Raw genomic sequence first — 15,914 nt, forward strand, 5'->3', positions numbered from 1 at the left:
CCCGGACGTGAGCCTGCGTGCGGACGCGAGCCTGCGTGCGGGCGGGTCGGGGCGGGCGCACCGGCGGCCCGTTCCGCCCCGGCACCGGCTCGGGCGGAGACGCAGACCCGGTGGTTCGGGCTGTGGGCCCGCCGGACGGGGCTGTACACCATGCCGCTCACCTCACGGCGGCATCCACGGCGACCGGCTCCTCGTCCGCCACCAGCCCCAGCTCCGCATCCCGCGCGAACTCCACCTCACGCCGCAGCAGCCGGAACCACATGAAGATCACGAAGCCCACGAAGGCGAACCACTCGGCCGTGTAGCCCAGGTTCTGGAAGGCCTTCAGATCCAGCCCCGAGTCCGGTGGCGCGGCGGCCGGCACCGCCGTCATCCCCGCGTCGGCCTTCGACAACGTGACCCAGGCGTCGTACACGTCGTACGGCACCAGGTTCACCAGTGACGCCGCGCTGATCGCCGACGTCTGCCCGGCGGGCAGCCCGCCCCGCGCACTGACCCCGTTGTCCCCCGGCGTCTCCGACGCCTGCAACGCCCCGGTGACGGTGACCTCACCGGCCGGCGGGGCGGGCACCTTCGCCGTGCCGGCGGAACCGGGCAGCCAGCCCCGCACCACCGGCAGCGCCTGGCCCGAGCCGGTCCGCAGCAGCGTCAGCACGTAGAAGCCCTGCCTGCCGTCGAGCTCCCGCCCGGGCACCAGCAACTGCTTGCCGTAGCGTCCGGTCGCGGTGACGAGCTTCCCGGACGTCGCCTTGTCCACCGGCAGCATGTCCGCGAGCGGCCGGGGCGCCTCGCGCCGCGCCTCGGAGACCTGCTCGGTCGCGGCGCGATGGTCCTGCACACGATCCTCGAACCGGCCCAGCTGCCAGGACCCCATGAAGATGCAGAAGGGGATGGACAACAGCACGAAGATGTTGATCCCCCACCATCGGGGCGTCAGCAGAAACCGGTACACACCCCCACGGTACGGGGCTCCCGGGCGGCCCCGGCCCGCGGGGTCGGCGCCGGGGCGGGCCGAGGGCGGTGCAGACGACGTCGTACGCCGGGGCCGGGACCGCGCCCGCGTCCGCCGCGTCGTGCACGTCCGCCGCGACGAACGCCGCCCGGTACGGGCCGAGGCCGAGGTCCCGGCCCGGCCCCCGGGCCAGTCGATCGCGGGGTTCGGAGAAGTCGAGCCGACGACGCGGGCGGCGCCGTGCCGGGCCCAGGACGGAGTGTCGGCCCGATGTGGCACCGCAGGTGCAGCAGAGAGCGGTTGCCGACCTCGCCCACCTCGGCGAGCTCGAGGGGCAGGGGGTCCTGACCGGGCGCGGTTGGCCTCGTTCCAGTCGGCCGGGTGGGAGAGTGCGAAAGTGCGATTCCTGACCTGCGCGGAGGGGGACTGGTGGAGGTTATCCACAGGCTGGGGACCTCGCCAGCGGATTGTCGGCCGGGACGGGCACTATGGGGCCATGACTGAGAGCAACGGGTCCGACGCGCGTCATCAGCGGGACCAGCACGAGCAGGACGTACGGCCGGGGCAGCAGGAGCGGATGCCGGAGTGGGAGAAGCGCTTTCGGGCGCCGCGGGTGTCCCTGCCCGACTGGGCGGAGGACGCACCGGACCGCTCCTTGTTCGTCTCGAACGCCACCGGGACCTACGAGTTGTACGCCTGGGACCGGTCGACGGGCGAGCAGCGTCAGGTGACGGACCGGCCGAACGGCACCACGGACGGCGTGCTGTCCCCGGACGGCGCGTGGATCTGGTGGTTCGACGACAAGGACGGCGACGAGTTCGGCGTGTGGCGCCGCCAGCCCTTCGAGGGCGGCCCGGACGAACCGGCCGCCGCGGGTCTGGAGGCCTCCTACCCGGCGGGCCTCGCCCTCGGGCGCGACGGGGGTACGGCCGTCGTGGGCCGTTCCACGGACGAGGACGGCACGACCATCCACCTCGTGCGCAGCGGCGGGGAACCGGTGGAGATCTACCGTCACCGCGAATCGGCCGGCGTCGGGGACCTCTCCCACGACGGCTCGCTCATCGCCGTCGAGCACACCGAGCACGGCGACGCGATGCATTCGGCGCTGCGCGTCCTGCGCCCCGACGGCACGGCGGTCGCCGACCTCGACGACACCGAGGGCGGCACCCGCGAGCTGGGCCTGGAGGTCCTCGGCTTCGCCCCCGTCGACGGCGACACGCGGCTGCTCATCGGCCACCAGCGCCGCGGCCGCTGGGAGCCCCTGGTGTGGGACGTGGCCACCGGCGAGCAGACGGACCTGGCACTGGAACTGCCGGGCGACGTCAGCGCCGAGTGGTACCCGGACGGCAGCGGTCTGCTCATCGCGCACAGCTTCGAGGCCCGCAGCGAGCTCTTCCGCTACGACCTGGCCGGCCGCGCCCTGACGGAGATCCCGACCCCGCCCGGCACGGTCTCCGGCGCGACGGCCCGGCCCGACGGCAGTGTGGAGTACCTGTGGTCCTCGGCCGCCGAGCCGCCGGCGGTCCGCTCCACGACGGGCGGTGTCGTGCTCGACCCGCCCGGCATGAAGTCCCCCGGCTCGGTGCCGGTGGAGGACGTGTGGGTGGAGGGGCCGGGAGGGCGCATCCACGCCCTCGTCCAGAAGCCGCAGGGCACCAACGGCCCGCTCCCCACGGTCTTCGACATCCACGGCGGCCCCACCTGGCACGACAGCGACTCCTTCGCCGCGGCCCCGGCTGCCTGGGTCGATCACGGCTACGCGGTGATCCGTGTCAACTACCGCGGCTCCACGGGCTACGGCCGTGCCTGGACGGACGCCCTGAAGCACCGGGTCGGCCTCATCGAGCTCGAGGACATCGCCGCCGTCCGCGCGTGGGCCGTCGGCTCCGGCCTGGCCGACCCCGAGCGCCTGATCCTCACCGGCGGCTCCTGGGGCGGCTACCTGACACTTCTCGGCCTCGGCGTCCAGCCCGACGTGTGGGCCCTCGGCATCGCGGCGGTCCCGGTCGCCGACTACGTCACGGCGTACCACGACGAGATGGAGGCGCTGAAGGCGATGGACCGCACCCTCCTCGGCGGCACCCCCGAGGAGGTCCCCGAGCGCTTCGAGGCCTCGTCCCCCCTCACCTACGTCGACCAGGTCAAGGCCCCGGTCTACATCTCGGCCGGTGTCAACGACCCGCGCTGCCCGATCCGCCAGATCGAGAACTACGTCAAGTGCCTGGAGGCGCGCGGCGCGGTCCACGAGGTCTACCGCTACGACGCCGGTCACGGCTCCCTGGTGGTGGACGAGCGGATCAAGCAGGTCAGGCTGGAGCTGGAGTTCGCCGAGCGGCACTTGGGCTCACGTCCGTAACCCGGGCCGGCGGGCGCCGACGGCATCGCAGCCGGGCCGGTGGTGATACCGCCGACCCGGCTGCGCGGCCGGGTCGGCAGTGATGCCGTCGGCTTGGGTTGTGCGGCCGGGTCGGCAGTGATGCCGCCGGTCCGGGTGGTGCGGACCGCTCGGTATGACCTTGGTCGGGAACGCTCCCCACGAGGAGAGGACCGCCTCACCGGGACGACCGGTTCCAGAAGGGGACGGTGCTGCCTGAACGCCCGGCCGTCCTCGTCCGTACGCCAGGGGAGGGAATGGGCAATGCCCTCGCGCACCACCGGAGGTACCGGGCCCGTGGCCACCACGAAGACCGCCCCGCACGACAACGCCGAGCGCGAGGACACCGAGGCGGGCGGCGGCGCGGAAGAGGACCGGCGCCTCGACTCCCCCCTCCTGCTGACCCTTCTGCTGCTCACGGCGGTGATGTTCCAGGACCCGATCCGCGGGGCCCTGGCCGCGCCTGTGATGCAGAGCTGGATGACGGTGTTCGTCGCCGTCATGGTCCAGGCCCTGCCGTTCCTGGTGCTCGGCGTGCTGCTGTCGGCGGCGATCGCGGTGTTCGTGCCGCCGTCGTTCTTCGCCCGGGCCCTGCCGAAACACCCCGCCCTGGCGGTCCCCGTCGCGGGCGCGGCGGGCGCGGTACTGCCGGGCTGCGAGTGCGCCTCCGTCCCGGTGGCCGGCGCTCTGGTCCGCCGAGGCGTCACACCCGCGGCGGCCCTGGCCTTCCTTCTCTCGGCGCCCGCCATCAACCCGATCGTGCTGACGGCCACGGCCGTGGCGTTCCCCGGCAACCCGGAGATGGTCCTGGCCCGCTTCGTAGCGAGCCTGCTGGTGGCCTGCTCGATGGGCTGGCTCTGGCACCGCCTCGGCCGCGCCGACTGGCTGCGTCCCCCGGAGCGGACGTCGTACGAGGGCCAGGGCAGGGGAGCGGCCTTCTGGGGCTCGGTCCGGCACGACGTGACGCACGCGGGCGGCTTCCTGGTGATCGGCGCGATGGCCGCGGCGACTCTGAAGGCGATGGTCCCGGCGGACTGGCTGGGCCTCGCGGCCGGCCACCCCGTGCTGTCGGTCCTGGTCCTGGCCGTTCTGGCCGTCCTGCTCTCCCTCTGCTCGGAAGCGGACGCGTTCGTGGCGGCGTCCCTGACCCAGTTCTCCCTGACCGCCCGTCTGACGTTCCTGGTGGTCGGCCCGATGATCGACCTGAAACTCTTCGCGATGCAGGCGGGCACCTTCGGCCGCGCCTTCGCCCTGCGCTTCGCCCCCGCCACCTTCGCCCTGGCCGTCGCGGTATCGGCCCTGACCGGAACGGTCCTGCTGTGAACCGACTGGCCCAGACGGCCCTCCTCTTCCTCCTCGGCGCGACCCTCCTGCACGCCGGCACGACCGACCTCTACCTGCGCTACGTCAAGGAGGGCCTGCGCCCCCTGGTCCTCCTGGCGGGCGCGGTCCTCATCACCACGGCGGCGGCAACCCTCTGGTACGACCGCCGCAGCCCCCACGCCCACGACCACCACCACGAACCCCGCGTGTCCTGGCTCCTCACGCTCCCGGTCCTCGCCCTGATCCTGGTAGCCCCGCCGGCCCTGGGCTCCTACAGCGCGGCCCACACCGGCACGGCCCTGACGAAGCCCTTGGGCTTCCCGGCCCTCCCCACCGGTGAGGCACCCCTGCGCCTCGCCGTGGCCGACTACGCCGGCCGCGCGATCTACGACGGCGGCCGCTCCCTGCGCGACCGTGAGTTGAAGATCACCGGCTTCATCACCCTGGACCGGACGGGCACCCCCTATCTGGTCCGCATGGGCCTCAACTGCTGCGCGGCGGACGCCCAGCCGGTCAAGATCGCACTGACGGGCGACGTCCCCCCGGTCCTGCGACCGGACACCTGGCTGGAGGTCACCGGCAGGTACACCCCCCGCCGCACGAAGGACCCGGTCAACAACGGCCCCATCCCGTACCTCCAGGTCACGACGGCCAGGCCGGTCCCCACCCCGCACGATCCGTACGACGAGACGTGGAACGCCTGAACTGCGGCTTGGCACCGGCCCTTTGGGGTACCCGTGAAGAACCGCTGATGAGCGAGGGATACGCATGACCACACTCCAGAGCGAGCACACGGCGCCATGGGACCGGCCGTTCCAGCCGGAGGCGGTCCGCGAGGAACTGGCGAAGGCCGACCACCGGGCGGGCCTGACCCTGGCCACCCTCGGCGCGACCCTGACCGCCCTCCTCACCGCGATCACCGCCGGCGTCATCACCCCCACCCAGTACGCGACGATCTCCCAACTCCTCCTCTGGACCGGCTGCGCGGCCTGCGCCCCCTCCCTGGTCCTCCTGAGCCTGGCGAGAAGGTCCCACCCGGCCACGACCGCTGGGTCCCCACCCCAGCTCCTGACCCACACCGCCTCCACCAAGCGCCGCCGCATACGCCAGGCGATGGCGTGGGGTGTGGTTTTCCTGGCCCTCACTTTGGCGGGGACGCTCGCCGGGCTGCTGTCCTAGCGCCGAACGGGCCACACACCGGGCGTCGAAAACGGACCGGCGCACCAGTCCGTCTACTCGCCGGTATTACGGCCGGTCGTCTCCGTAAGGAACGCCCGTTCGGTCAATTCAGGCTCGGACGCGAGAAATCAGGCCACATCTCTTCCCGTCTGTTTGCCGGAGCACGCCCCGACGGCAGCATGGTCAGGCTTGAACGGCGCGGTGCGCCGCGGAGTGAGACCGTCGGAGGTGCTGGTGAATCACGCGTGGCCGCCGTCCACCTTTCTTGGCCGGCTGCGGAACACGACACGCGAAGAACTCCTGACGCAGGGCACCTCGATCGCCTATCCGCCGCATCGCGCGTTGCTCCAGCAGGGCGACGAGAGCCGGCACGTCCTGCTGATCACGAGTGGTGTCGTCAAGGTCGTCGCCAGCGCGGAGAGCGGCTACGACATGCTGCTCGCCGTCCGCATAGCCGGGGACCTGGTGGGTGAGATGGCGGCTTTCGAGGATCGCCCGCGGTCCGGCACGGTGATCGCGTGCAGCGATGTGACCGCGCGGATCATCCAGGTGCGGGTGCTGGAGACCTTCCTCGGCCGCCACCCGGACGCCATGCGGGCCATCCTTCACATGCTGTCCGCCCGGCTGCGCTGGGCCAACCGGCGACGGGTCGACTTCCAGGCCTACGACTCCCTCACCCGTCTGGCCCGTGTCCTGGCCGAGTTGAGCCAGGCCTATGCCCAGCCCGTTCAGGACGGCGACGGCCGGCGGTGCGACCTCGGGGTGACGCTCACCCAGAGGGAACTCGCCTCGCTGGCCGGGCTGAAGCTCAACACGGCCGAAAAGAGCCTGGCCGCACTGACAGCACAGGGACTGGTGGAACGCAGTTACCGAAACATAACCATCTGTGACGTCCCGAAACTGCTTGAATTCGCCAAAGTCGTGGCCGACAACCCGTATTAGTACGGGATCACTTCTCGCCCCCTCTCCTAGCCTCTCGTGCAGCACTTCGTGAGCGGTGTCCGCTCATGGCATGAGAGAGGAATGATCCGGTGGTGGAGTGGTCCGGTTTCTGTCCCTGCGCCTGTATAGCCGTGGACGCGGAGGCCTATGGTGGAAAGAACGACCGTAGACAGTCCCAGGCGCAGCACGATCTGCCGCGGATTCTCGACGCCGCCGCCAGAGGCGCCGGCTTGGACCGCGCACAGTGGCAGATCCAGCGCAAGGGTGACGAGCAGCTCGCGGTGCGTCCCTTGGACGGCACCGAGCCGCGTCTGGTCGACGACTACATTCGCCATCTCGTCGCCGAGCTGCGCGCATACAACTCCCAGCGGCTCCCCGAGGCCCGGATGCGGTTGCGGGCGGTCGTCCACCAGGGGCTGGTGGAGCTCGCCGACAACGGCTTCGCCGGCACGGCCGTGGTGGCCACCGCGCGCCTGCTGACCGGGCGTCCGCTCTACGACGCCCTGGCCGCACACCCCGACGCCGACCTGGCGCTGTTGTTGTCCGACGACGTGTTCCGGTCCACCGTGGCGGGCGGACACACGACCCTGTCCACCGTGGACTTCACCCGCGTCACCGTGCGGGTGAAGGAGTACGAGGCCACGGCCTGGCTGTGGGTGCCCGCGCCGGCCGTAGCCTCGCGTGAGCCCGGGGCCGCGCAGCGGGGGAAGCACGCGGCCCCGGTGCCGGGGGAGCCCGCGGCGGGCCGGTCGGAGCCGGCCGCCGCGGGCGGGCCGGCGATCAGCAACGAGTATCAGAGCGACCATCTCAACGTGACCAACATCGCCGGCCCGGTGGACGCCCGCGGGGCCGTCTTCGGCTTCGGGAGTGCCGGTGGCTGACGGCACGGACGCGGACGGCGGTCTGGACATTCCACCAGTCGCCACCCCCGACGAGGTCGCCGAGCTGAGCCCTGCGGACGACACCGGCGGCGCACGGCAGGCCGGTGACGAGGGCGTGGGTCCGGATAAGCCCTCCGAGCAGCGCGGGGAGCCGGACGAACGGCAGGAGGACGACCGCGGCTACGACGACCTCCGCCGCGTCCACCAGCTCGTCAACAACAACTTCTACGGCGTCGTCGACGCCGCGGGAGCGGCGTTCGGCTTCGGTGCCCCCTCGTCCCCGGGCCTCGCCCCCGGCACCATCGAGCCCGAGGAGGCGGACCGGGCCCTGCGGTTCCACCTGCCCCCGCGGCCCTGCTTCGACGAGGCGCTCGGCAAGCTGCGCGAGAACGCGCTCGTGGTGCTGACCGGCCAGGACGGCTGCGGCCGGGGCGCGGGGGCGCTCGCCCTGCTCAGGGAGATCCTGGGGGACGACGCCAGGCTGCGCAGCCTCTCACCCGCCAACGCCCTCGCCGACCTCGCCGCGTCACAGGACCTCAGGCGAGGGCAGGGGTACGTCATCCTCGACTACGTCGGGGAGCCGGCCCACCACGCCGTGCAGGCCTACGACATCAGGCGGCTGAGCGAGGAACTGGGCCACAAGGGGTCGTACCTGGTGATCACGGCGGGCGACACGGCCCGCCGGCGACTGGCGCTGCGAGACCACTGCGTGCCGTGGCGGGCCCCGGACCCCGCCGAGCTGTTCGGCCACTGCCGGAGGAAGCTGCCCGATCCGGGCCTCACGCCGGACACCGAACGGGAACTGGAGCAGCGCGTCAGCGAGCAGAGGCGGCCGAGGGATGTCGTCGAGGCGGCCCTGGCCCTGTCCCGGGACGGTGCGGACAAGGCACTGGACATCCTGCGGGACACGTGCCGGGAACGGGTCGAGGAGTGGTTCCGTGGCAAACCGTCCGCGGACGACCTCCTCCCGCTCGCCGCACTGGCCTTCCTGGAAGGCATCCCGGAGCGGACGTTCGAAAAGGAGTGCGCCGCCCTCGCCGCCCAGGTGCGCAACTGGGAGCAGAGCGGCGAGACGCCCGTCGCCGAGCCGGACGACGAGGCGGTGAAGCCGCCGGGCGGCGCCGTCGCCCGGCAGTCCCGGGCCCGGTGGAAGGAGCGGGCGGTCGAACTCGTGACCACCGAGCACCGCCCCGGGCCGGGCCGGGACGCCCGGCGCAGCGAACGGCGTCTGGTCTTCACCTCACCGCGCGTCCGGGAGCTCGTCATCGCGGCGCTGCACGACCTGTACGGCTACGAGCTTTGGTACCCGCTGCGTCTGTGGCTGGGCGACCTCGCCCTGAACGGCGACCTGGACACCCGTACCGAAGTGGCCCGCGGTGTCGCTCTCCTGGCCCGACACGCCCTCGTCGAGGTCGACGAGAACCTGCTGAAGGTGTGGTCCGAGGGACTCACCAACCAACGGGTCACCGCCGCGCTGACGCTCCAGTTCATGTGCGACGTCGAGCACCTGGCGTCGCAGGCCCTCAACATCGTCCTGAGCTGGACGGACAACAGCGGCCAGGGCCGTGCCGTGACGGCGGCCATGGCACTGACGGGCCGCCTGGGCTCCCTCTACCGTCTGGAGGCGCTCAACCAGCTGTGGTTCCTGAGCCTGCGCGGGGAGCGGGTCGCGTTCTCGGCCCGCCGCTCGCTGGTCCTGCTGCTGCAGACCGCGGAACACGACCCCGAAGGCGCCCTGTTCATTCTCCGGTACGTGCGGACCGTGATCGTGAGGTCGGCGCAGGGGTCGCGGGAGCGGTCGGTCGCGCTGCGGATCAGCGTCCAGCTCTTGGAGGCCGTCCGGCTGGAGACAGCCGAGCCCGTCACCGCGGCCCTCCTGCGCACCGTGCCGGACAGCGCCCGCCACCTCGGCTCCCTGTGGGCCGACGTCCTGCACAGCGGCAACCGGAGCCGGGCGGTGAGCGCGCTGTGCCGGACGCTGGTGCAGTTGCGGGACGACCCGTCCGTCACCGGCGCCGTGCACGAACTGGGCGAGGCCATGCGCACGACCATGACGCCACGCCAGTGGGCCGCCCTGTGCCACCACCTGTCCATCGCCCTGAAGCACCCCGACTACGCGATTCCCGGTGCCCGCCAACTGGCACAGGTGCTCCTCGGCTCACTGCGCGGCCGGCCGCCGGCGGGCCCCCGGCGCTCCGCCGCCCCCCTCATATCCACCCCGCCCTTCCCTTCCGCACAAGGAGGCCGAAGCAAGTGAACTACCCGGTCATCGCCGAGCACATCCTGGCCACGGTCCAGGGCACCTGGTGGTCTCGGCGCCGCCGCCGCGAGGACGTGCCGCCGCTGCCGCCCGGCGCGGTCCACGTCTTCAGGATCGGCGGGAACTACCGCACGTTCCCCGAGGGCATGGTGTTCGACGCGTCCCACCCGGACGTGCTCGACGCCTCCTCGGTCAGCCTGGTCGACACCCGGGCCCGACTGGTCGAGGTGGAGCGCACGCTCCCGTCGGTGAGCGAGGCGGACAACTTCACGGTGCGGGCGGCCTTCACCTGCCAGGTGACCGACCCGACCGTCATCGCCCGGCAGGGCATCATCGATGTCACCGTGCCGCTGCGCGCCTACCTGATGGGCGACGCCGACCTGCCGAGGGTGAGCGCCGGACACCGCGTCGAGGAGGTCAACGCCGTACGGACAGAGGTCAGTCACCGTATGACCGCCTACAGCGCGATCGTGCCGCCGCGGGTCGCGGGCATGAGCGTGGAGTTCGTCAGCGCCGAGGTGCACGCCTCCGACGATCTGCGCGACTGGGAACAGAAGGTGCGCGACGAGCGGCGCGCCTGGGAACTCCAGCGGGGTCAGCGCGACTTCGAGACCGAGGACGCCCGGCGCATCGCGGAACTGCTCTCCCAGGGGTCCGACCACGTGGACGCCTTCGGCATCGCCCGGCAGGAGATCGACGTCACGCAGGCGGCCGCCCGCATCCACCGGCTCACCGATGAGGAGTCGGCCCGCCGCCACGCGGCCGAGGCGTCCGACCGGGCCCACGCGCAGGCGCGGGAGACGGCGGAGGCACAGATCCGCCGTGACATGCTGCTGACGCTGCTGCGGCAGATGGGAACCAGCGAGTACGTCGACTACCACCAGGTCCTGGACCAGGTCCTGCGGGAGACGGGCGGCCAGGCGGTGTCCGGCATCGCCGCCGCCGACACCGCCCGCATGGTGGAGTCGGGCCAGGGACGCCCGGCCCGCCCGGCAGCCGGCCGGGGCGGATCGCACGAAGCGCAGGGCGGTTTCGTCAGGGACGAGGACGATCTCGTTGACTGACTCCCTCACGCACCCTGTGACGAACCCCGGTCCGCCGGACGGCACGAGAACCGGTGACGCGACCGCCGCCCGCCCCGAGGCCCGCCGAGCCGCGTCGCGTGGCACAGGGGCGGAGCCGCCGGCTCGCGGCACGGGGAACCGGCCCAGGGCCCGCATCACCCGCCGCCCCGTCGACCTCGACGCCGCACGACGCCTGCGTTCCCTCACCGGTGTCGACGAGGAACTGCTGGCCAGGGTCAGGTACGAGCGGAGCAAGTACACGGCCCTCGGCGGGGTGGTGCTGGGCACCTCCGTCATAGCGGCGTTCTCCATGTGGAACTTCGCCACCGAGGCGCTCGGCAGGGTCTCCCTCGTGGCCTTGGTCCCGACGGTCATCTGGATGCTGTTCGTCCTCAACCTCGACCGCTGGCTGGTCACGCCCCAGCCGAACGCCCGCCGACGGGCCGGCCCCCTCGTCACGCGACTGCTGATCGCGCTCCTGCTCGGTGTGGTGATCGCGGAGCCGCTGGTGCTGCGCATCTTCCAGACGGCCATCGAGGAACGCGTGGCGGACGAACGTACGGATGCCGTCGACCGGTTGCGCACGAACCTCGTCCGCTGCAACCCCGTACCGGCCACGACGCGGCCCGTCACGCCCAAGGGCTGCGACGGGACGTACGTCCTCTCCTTCGGCGCGACGCCCGGTGAACGGGGCGAGGAACTGGCCGCCCTGCGCTCGGACGCCGCGACCCTGCAGAAGCGAGTGGACCGGGACACCTCCAGGCTGGAGGCCATCGACTCCGAGGTGCGGGACGAGTGCCGCCGGCTGGTCCGCATGGCCGCGAGCGGCCTGTACCAGCGGACCTCCGAGTGCCTGCGCCTGCGCGACAAGGCACAGGACTACCGGACCACTCACCGCACGAGCGAGAACGAGAAGCGCCTCACCGGCATGAACAACCGCATCTCGAAGATCGAGGGCGAGCTGACCTCGTCGCGCGGGGCGTTCCTCAAGGCCCGCGCCGACGGCATCGAGCGGCGGCTGGAGGAGGAGCGCGCCAAGCAGAAGGAGATCGGCGTCCTGGAACGGATCCGGGCGCTCGACGAACTGGCCGCCGGCAACGCGGTGCTGTTCGTGGGCATCTGGCTGGTCCGCCTGCTGTTCGTCCTCCTCGACATGCTCCCCGTGCTGGTGAAGTACCTGAGCGGGGACACCGCGTACGACCGGATGCTCAGCAGCGAGAGCAACAGCGCGGTCAAGATCCACGGCGAGGAGGTCCGGCTCGCCGAGCGCCGGGCCATGGCGGACCTCGAGATCGCCCAGGACGCCATCGAACAGGACGTCCGGCGGCACCGCGCCGAGTCGGAGGCGGAGTCCAGGGAGCACACGGCGGCGATGAACATCCGGGTCAGGCAGGCCGTGAACGCGCTGGAGGACGAGATCCGCCGGTCGTCGACGGTCTGACGCACCCGCCCGCACAACGGCCGCCCCGCACGCCGGGGCGGCCGCCCGGCACCGACGGCAAGGAGGAGGGACACATGACCCCACCCGGAGGCGATGCAGGCCCGGACCCGGACATCGGCGCCGGCCGAGGGGCGGAACTCGCCAGGGTCCTGCTGGCCGAGGTTCGTGAGGAACTGGTGAGAGCCGACAACAAGGCCGGTCTGATGCTGGCGTCCCTCGGCGCGGCCCTCACCGCCCTGCTCGGCGCGATCGGCAGCGGTGTGATCGCCCCGCGGCTGTACGCACCGGTCGCGCAGTTCCTCCTCTGGGCGGGCTGCGCCGCCTGCGTGCCGGCACTCGTCCTGCTGGGCCTGGCCGTGACCCCGCGGCTGGGAAAGCCCCGGCATCTCCGATCCCACTACTTCGGCGACGCGGCGCTGGCGATGTCGGTCGCCCACCTGGAACGGACGGTCCGCCACACCGACCCGGTCTCCCGGGACCTGAGCCAACTGGCCATCCTGTCCCAGACCGCCTGGACCAAGTACCGCTGCATACGCCACGCACTGGCGTGGGGCACCGCCTTCGTCACACTCACGCTGCTGGGCATAGTGACAGGAGCGTCGACGTAGCCGGACATCCACAGAGACCCGAAAGGGGCCTGGTCCACTGGATCAGGCCCCTTTGGTCATTCCACTGTCGGGGTGGCGGGATTTGAACCCACGACCTCTTCGTCCCGAACGAAGCGCGCTGCCAAGCTGCGCTACACCCCGATGTCGCTGCTGTCGCGGCGACGACGTTTACTTTAGCCCACCGGTGGCTAGAGACGAAATCCGGTTTTCCAGCGGTGGCGGATGGGTTTCGGGCGGCGGGCGCGGTCGAGGGCCACGAGGAGCGCGGCCAGGGCGTAGAAGGAGAGGCCCAGGAGGAGGGCGTTGCCGAGGACGCGTTTGAAGCCGTCCTGGCCGACGTCCAGGAACGGGTAGAGATAGCGGTCCTGGGTGCCCGGGAGGAGCAGCTCGCCTCGGACGAGGCAGAAGGCCAGGTAGGCCAGGGGGTAGAGGAGCCAGGTGCTGGCCTGGCGGAGGTGCAGGCGGCCGGGGGGCGTCAGCAGGAGCCAGTCCAGTACCGCTGTTATCGGGGTCACCGTGTACAGCAGGCCGTGGGAGAGGGCCTGCCAGCCCGTCGGGGCGGCCGCCTCGCCCGTGAGGGAGAAGGGGCTTGACTGGTTCGCCAGCAGCAGGTGGTGCACCAGGGCCGCGATGACGACGTAGAGCAGCGTCGCGCCCAGCAGGGCACTGGACAAGGGGCGGCGGGCCGTCCACGCGCGGCGGGCGGAGAGGGCCATGACCAGCGCCAGCAGCATGTTGCTCTGGATCGCGAAGTGGCTGAGGGCCCGGGACGGGTCGCCGAGGAACAGCTCCAGTGTCACGCCCGCGGCCGCCACGAGGGCGACCAGCAGGCGGTAGGCGGCGGCCGCGGGGCGGCGCACCGGGGTGACGACGGCCGTGGCGGGCACGGGAGTGTGCTTCAGCGCCGGCGGGGACGGGATCGCGGGGAGGTCCGGGATGTCCCGGGGTATCGGGGCGGTCATGCCCTCACGCTGGCAGGAACGGACAAAGGGGGCGATCTGGGTGGGGCCGTGTGGGGTACCCGGCCGGGTCCCCTCGCGCTACCTCTGGTGTCCACCCGTCGGCTCGGCCCGGGCTCCTTGGTCTGCCTCCGCTGATGCCCGCGCGCTTCCCTTCGGGCCCTCGCGCTACCCCGTGGGGTCGTCGCCTGGCCTCGGGCCCTCGCGCTACCCCGTGGGATCGTCGCCTGGCCTCGGGCTCGCGCCACTCCGTGGAGGATCGCCGCGCTGCCCCCGGATCGTCCCCCTACCCCGTAGGACCCGTCGCGCTTCCGCTCGGCCCCTTGCCCGCCCTACCTCCCCACGTCCTCACGCTCGACCAGCGTCAGCAACGTGGCCTCCGGAGGGCAAGAGAACCGTACGGGTGTGTAGCGGTTCGTGCCGCAGCCCGCCGAGACGTGGAGGTACGACGTACGACCCTGCGCCGTGTGCGTGGACAGGCCCTTCACCCGGTCCGTGTCGAGGTCGCAGTTGGTGACCAGGGCGCCGTAGAAGGGGATGCACAGCTGGCCGCCGTGGGTGTGGCCGGCCAGGATCAGGGGGTAGGCGTCGGCTGTGAAGGCGTCCAGGGTGCGCAGGTACGGGGCGTGCACGACGCCCATCGAGAAGTCCGCCGCCTCGGACGGGCCGCCCGCCACCCGCGCGTAGCGGTCCCGCTTGATGTGCGGGTCGTCCAGGCCCGTGAGCTCCACCGAAACGCCCTCGAGTTTGAGCTCGCCGCGCGCGTTCGTCAGGTTCAGCCAGCCCGCCGCGTCGAAACCGTCGCGCAGGTCCTCCCACGGGTTGTGCACCACGCCCTCGGCCGGCGCGTTGCCGTTGAGCCCATGGCGGCCCTGCGCCTTCTCGAGCAGGTAGCGGGCGGGGTTGCGCAGTTTGGGGCCGTAGTAGTCGTTGGAGCCGAAGACGTAGGCGCCGGGGAACTCCATCAGGGGTCCGAGCGCGTCCATGACCTCCGGCACGCCCTCCGGGTCGGAGAGGTTGTCGCCCGTGTTGATCACGAAGTCGGGGCGCAGACCCGCCAGGGACCGCAGCCAGCGCTGCTTCTTGCGCTGCCCGCCGACCATATGGATGTCGGAGACCTGCAGCACACGCAGGGGGCGCGTTCCCGGGGGCAGGACCGGGACGGTGACCCGGCGGAGGCGGAAGGAGCGGGCCTCGAAGCCCGCGGCGTACAGCAGACCGGCGGCACCAGCCGCCGTGATTCCCAGGGGGACTCCGTATCGCGCGCGCATACGACCATCGTGTCAGATGCCGGCCGCTGCCCGTGCCCGGCCGCTGCCCGTGCCCGGCCGCTGCCCGTGCCCGGGCGCCGTCCGAAATCCTTGACGGCACTGGGGCTTTCGGTGGACGCCGAGCAAATCGAGGGGCGCCGCTCGTCCCGCACCTGCGACAATCGGCCCCATGACCACGCTCAAGTCGAAGCTGCAGGAAGACCTCAACGTTGCGATCAAGGAGCGCGACGAGCTCCGCTCCTCGACGCTCCGGCTGACGCTCGCCGCGATCACCAAGGAGGAGGTCGCGGGCAAGGAGAAGCGCGAGCTCTCCGACGACGAGGTCCAGAAGGTGATCACGCGGGAGGCGAAGAAGCGGCGTGAGGCGGCCGACGCCTTCGCGCAGGGTGGTCGTGCCGAGCAGGCCGAGCGGGAGAAGGCGGAGGGCGAGGTGCTCGCCACCTATCTGCCGCAGCAGCTGTCGGACGAGCAGCTCCAGGAGATCGTCGCCCAGGCCGTCGAGGAGGCCAAGGCGGCCGGTGCCGAGGGGCCGCGGGCCATGGGCGCGGTCATGAAGATCGTGAACCCGAAGGTGGCGGGCCAGGCCGAGGGCGGCCGTGTCGCCGCCGTGGTGAAGAAGCTGCTGGCCGGCTGACCTCTCAGCCGGACGAAGACGGCCCC

Annotated in this window: 14 protein-coding genes, 1 tRNA gene and 1 pseudogene; 11 read left to right on the forward strand and 5 right to left on the reverse strand. The window is 72.0% G+C overall.

Annotation, left to right across the window (positions count from 1 at the left end; genetic code table 11):
- Window positions 1-157 precede the first annotated feature (157 nt).
- Together ABTX62_RS08605 and ABTX62_RS08610 are read right to left on the reverse strand one after the other, a co-directional pair.
- Window positions 158-952 (reverse strand): SURF1 family protein, encoded by a 795-nt coding sequence (locus ABTX62_RS08605; protein ID WP_352115468.1) that lies wholly within the window; start codon window positions 950-952, stop codon window positions 158-160.
- Window positions 953-1,010: 58 nt separating this feature from the next.
- Window positions 1,011-1,290: pseudogene (locus ABTX62_RS08610) on the reverse strand (SAM-dependent methyltransferase); the annotation flags it as partial.
- Between the two features lie 158 nt (window positions 1,291-1,448).
- Here ABTX62_RS08610 and ABTX62_RS08615 point away from each other — a divergent pair.
- The 10 genes from ABTX62_RS08615 to ABTX62_RS08660 all read left to right on the forward strand — a co-directional run bounded on the left by ABTX62_RS08615 (window position 1,449) and on the right by ABTX62_RS08660 (window position 13,024).
- Window positions 1,449-3,308, forward strand: a complete 1,860-nt coding sequence (locus ABTX62_RS08615; protein ID WP_352115469.1) for a S9 family peptidase — start codon at window positions 1,449-1,451, stop codon at window positions 3,306-3,308.
- Window positions 3,309-3,623: 315 nt separating this feature from the next.
- Entirely contained in the window at window positions 3,624-4,649 is a 1,026-nt protein-coding gene (locus tag ABTX62_RS08620) for a permease (protein WP_502997920.1), read from the forward strand.
- Window positions 4,646-5,353: a TIGR03943 family putative permease subunit gene (locus ABTX62_RS08625; protein WP_352115471.1), complete on the forward strand. Its 708-nt coding sequence runs from the start codon at window positions 4,646-4,648 to the stop codon at window positions 5,351-5,353. The genes ABTX62_RS08620 and ABTX62_RS08625 overlap by 4 nt, the downstream gene beginning before the upstream one ends.
- A 64-nt stretch (window positions 5,354-5,417) precedes the next feature.
- Window positions 5,418-5,828 carry a Pycsar system effector family protein gene (locus ABTX62_RS08630; RefSeq protein WP_352115472.1) on the forward strand — a complete coding sequence of 137 codons (411 nt, stop codon included), beginning with the start codon at window positions 5,418-5,420 and terminating at the stop codon, window positions 5,826-5,828.
- Window positions 5,829-6,062: 234 nt separating this feature from the next.
- Window positions 6,063-6,770: a Crp/Fnr family transcriptional regulator gene (locus ABTX62_RS08635; RefSeq protein ID WP_352115473.1), complete on the forward strand. Its 708-nt coding sequence runs from the start codon at window positions 6,063-6,065 to the stop codon at window positions 6,768-6,770.
- 230 nt (window positions 6,771-7,000) lie between these two features.
- Window positions 7,001-7,651, forward strand: coding sequence for a hypothetical protein (locus ABTX62_RS08640; protein ID WP_352115474.1), 651 nt, complete (start codon window positions 7,001-7,003; stop codon window positions 7,649-7,651).
- The gene (locus ABTX62_RS08645) at window positions 7,644-9,908 is read left to right on the forward strand and encodes a hypothetical protein (protein WP_352115475.1); all 2,265 of its coding nucleotides are present in this window, start codon (window positions 7,644-7,646) and stop codon (window positions 9,906-9,908) included. Before ABTX62_RS08640 ends, ABTX62_RS08645 begins: the two co-directional genes overlap by 8 nt.
- Window positions 9,905-10,975 carry a hypothetical protein gene (locus tag ABTX62_RS08650; protein WP_352115476.1) on the forward strand — a complete coding sequence of 357 codons (1,071 nt, stop codon included), beginning with the start codon at window positions 9,905-9,907 and terminating at the stop codon, window positions 10,973-10,975. Before ABTX62_RS08645 ends, ABTX62_RS08650 begins: the two co-directional genes overlap by 4 nt.
- Complete coding sequence (locus ABTX62_RS08655) at window positions 10,968-12,416, forward strand: DUF4407 domain-containing protein (RefSeq protein ID WP_352115477.1); 1,449 nt, start codon at window positions 10,968-10,970, stop codon at window positions 12,414-12,416. Before ABTX62_RS08650 ends, ABTX62_RS08655 begins: the two co-directional genes overlap by 8 nt.
- A 74-nt stretch (window positions 12,417-12,490) precedes the next feature.
- Window positions 12,491-13,024 (forward strand): Pycsar system effector family protein, encoded by a 534-nt coding sequence (locus tag ABTX62_RS08660; protein ID WP_352115478.1) that lies wholly within the window; start codon window positions 12,491-12,493, stop codon window positions 13,022-13,024.
- Between the two features lie 67 nt (window positions 13,025-13,091).
- Here ABTX62_RS08660 and ABTX62_RS08665 read toward each other — a convergent pair.
- From ABTX62_RS08665 to ABTX62_RS08675, 3 genes are all read right to left on the reverse strand, one after another.
- Window positions 13,092-13,165, reverse strand: a tRNA-Pro gene (locus tag ABTX62_RS08665).
- Between the two features lie 47 nt (window positions 13,166-13,212).
- Window positions 13,213-13,986 (reverse strand): Pr6Pr family membrane protein, encoded by a 774-nt coding sequence (locus ABTX62_RS08670; RefSeq protein ID WP_352115479.1) that lies wholly within the window; start codon window positions 13,984-13,986, stop codon window positions 13,213-13,215.
- A gap of 329 nt (window positions 13,987-14,315) precedes the next feature.
- Entirely contained in the window at window positions 14,316-15,254 is a 939-nt protein-coding gene (locus tag ABTX62_RS08675) for a metallophosphoesterase (protein ID WP_352115480.1), read from the reverse strand.
- Between the two features lie 169 nt (window positions 15,255-15,423).
- On the opposite strand from ABTX62_RS08675, the gene ABTX62_RS08680 reads away from it, so the two are divergent.
- Entirely contained in the window at window positions 15,424-15,888 is a 465-nt protein-coding gene (locus ABTX62_RS08680; RefSeq protein WP_352115481.1) for a GatB/YqeY domain-containing protein, read from the forward strand.
- Window positions 15,889-15,914 lie beyond the last annotated feature (26 nt).

Source organism: Streptomyces sp. NPDC096046, from assembly GCF_040303285.1.
Lineage (GTDB): Bacteria > Actinomycetota > Actinomycetes > Streptomycetales > Streptomycetaceae > Streptomyces.

Coding starts and splice junctions, on each gene's coding strand:
- ABTX62_RS08615 (WP_352115469.1), top strand. CDS start 1,449: ATGACTGAGAGCAACGGGTCCGACGCGCGTCATCAGCGGGACCAGCAC.
- ABTX62_RS08630 (WP_352115472.1), top strand. CDS start 5,418: ATGACCACACTCCAGAGCGAGCACACGGCGCCATGGGACCGGCCGTTC.
- ABTX62_RS08660 (WP_352115478.1), top strand. CDS start 12,491: ATGACCCCACCCGGAGGCGATGCAGGCCCGGACCCGGACATCGGCGCC.
- ABTX62_RS08670 (WP_352115479.1), bottom strand. CDS start 13,986: ATGACCGCCCCGATACCCCGGGACATCCCGGACCTCCCCGCGATCCCG.
- ABTX62_RS08675 (WP_352115480.1), bottom strand. CDS start 15,254: ATGCGCGCGCGATACGGAGTCCCCCTGGGAATCACGGCGGCTGGTGCC.
- ABTX62_RS08680 (WP_352115481.1), top strand. CDS start 15,424: ATGACCACGCTCAAGTCGAAGCTGCAGGAAGACCTCAACGTTGCGATC.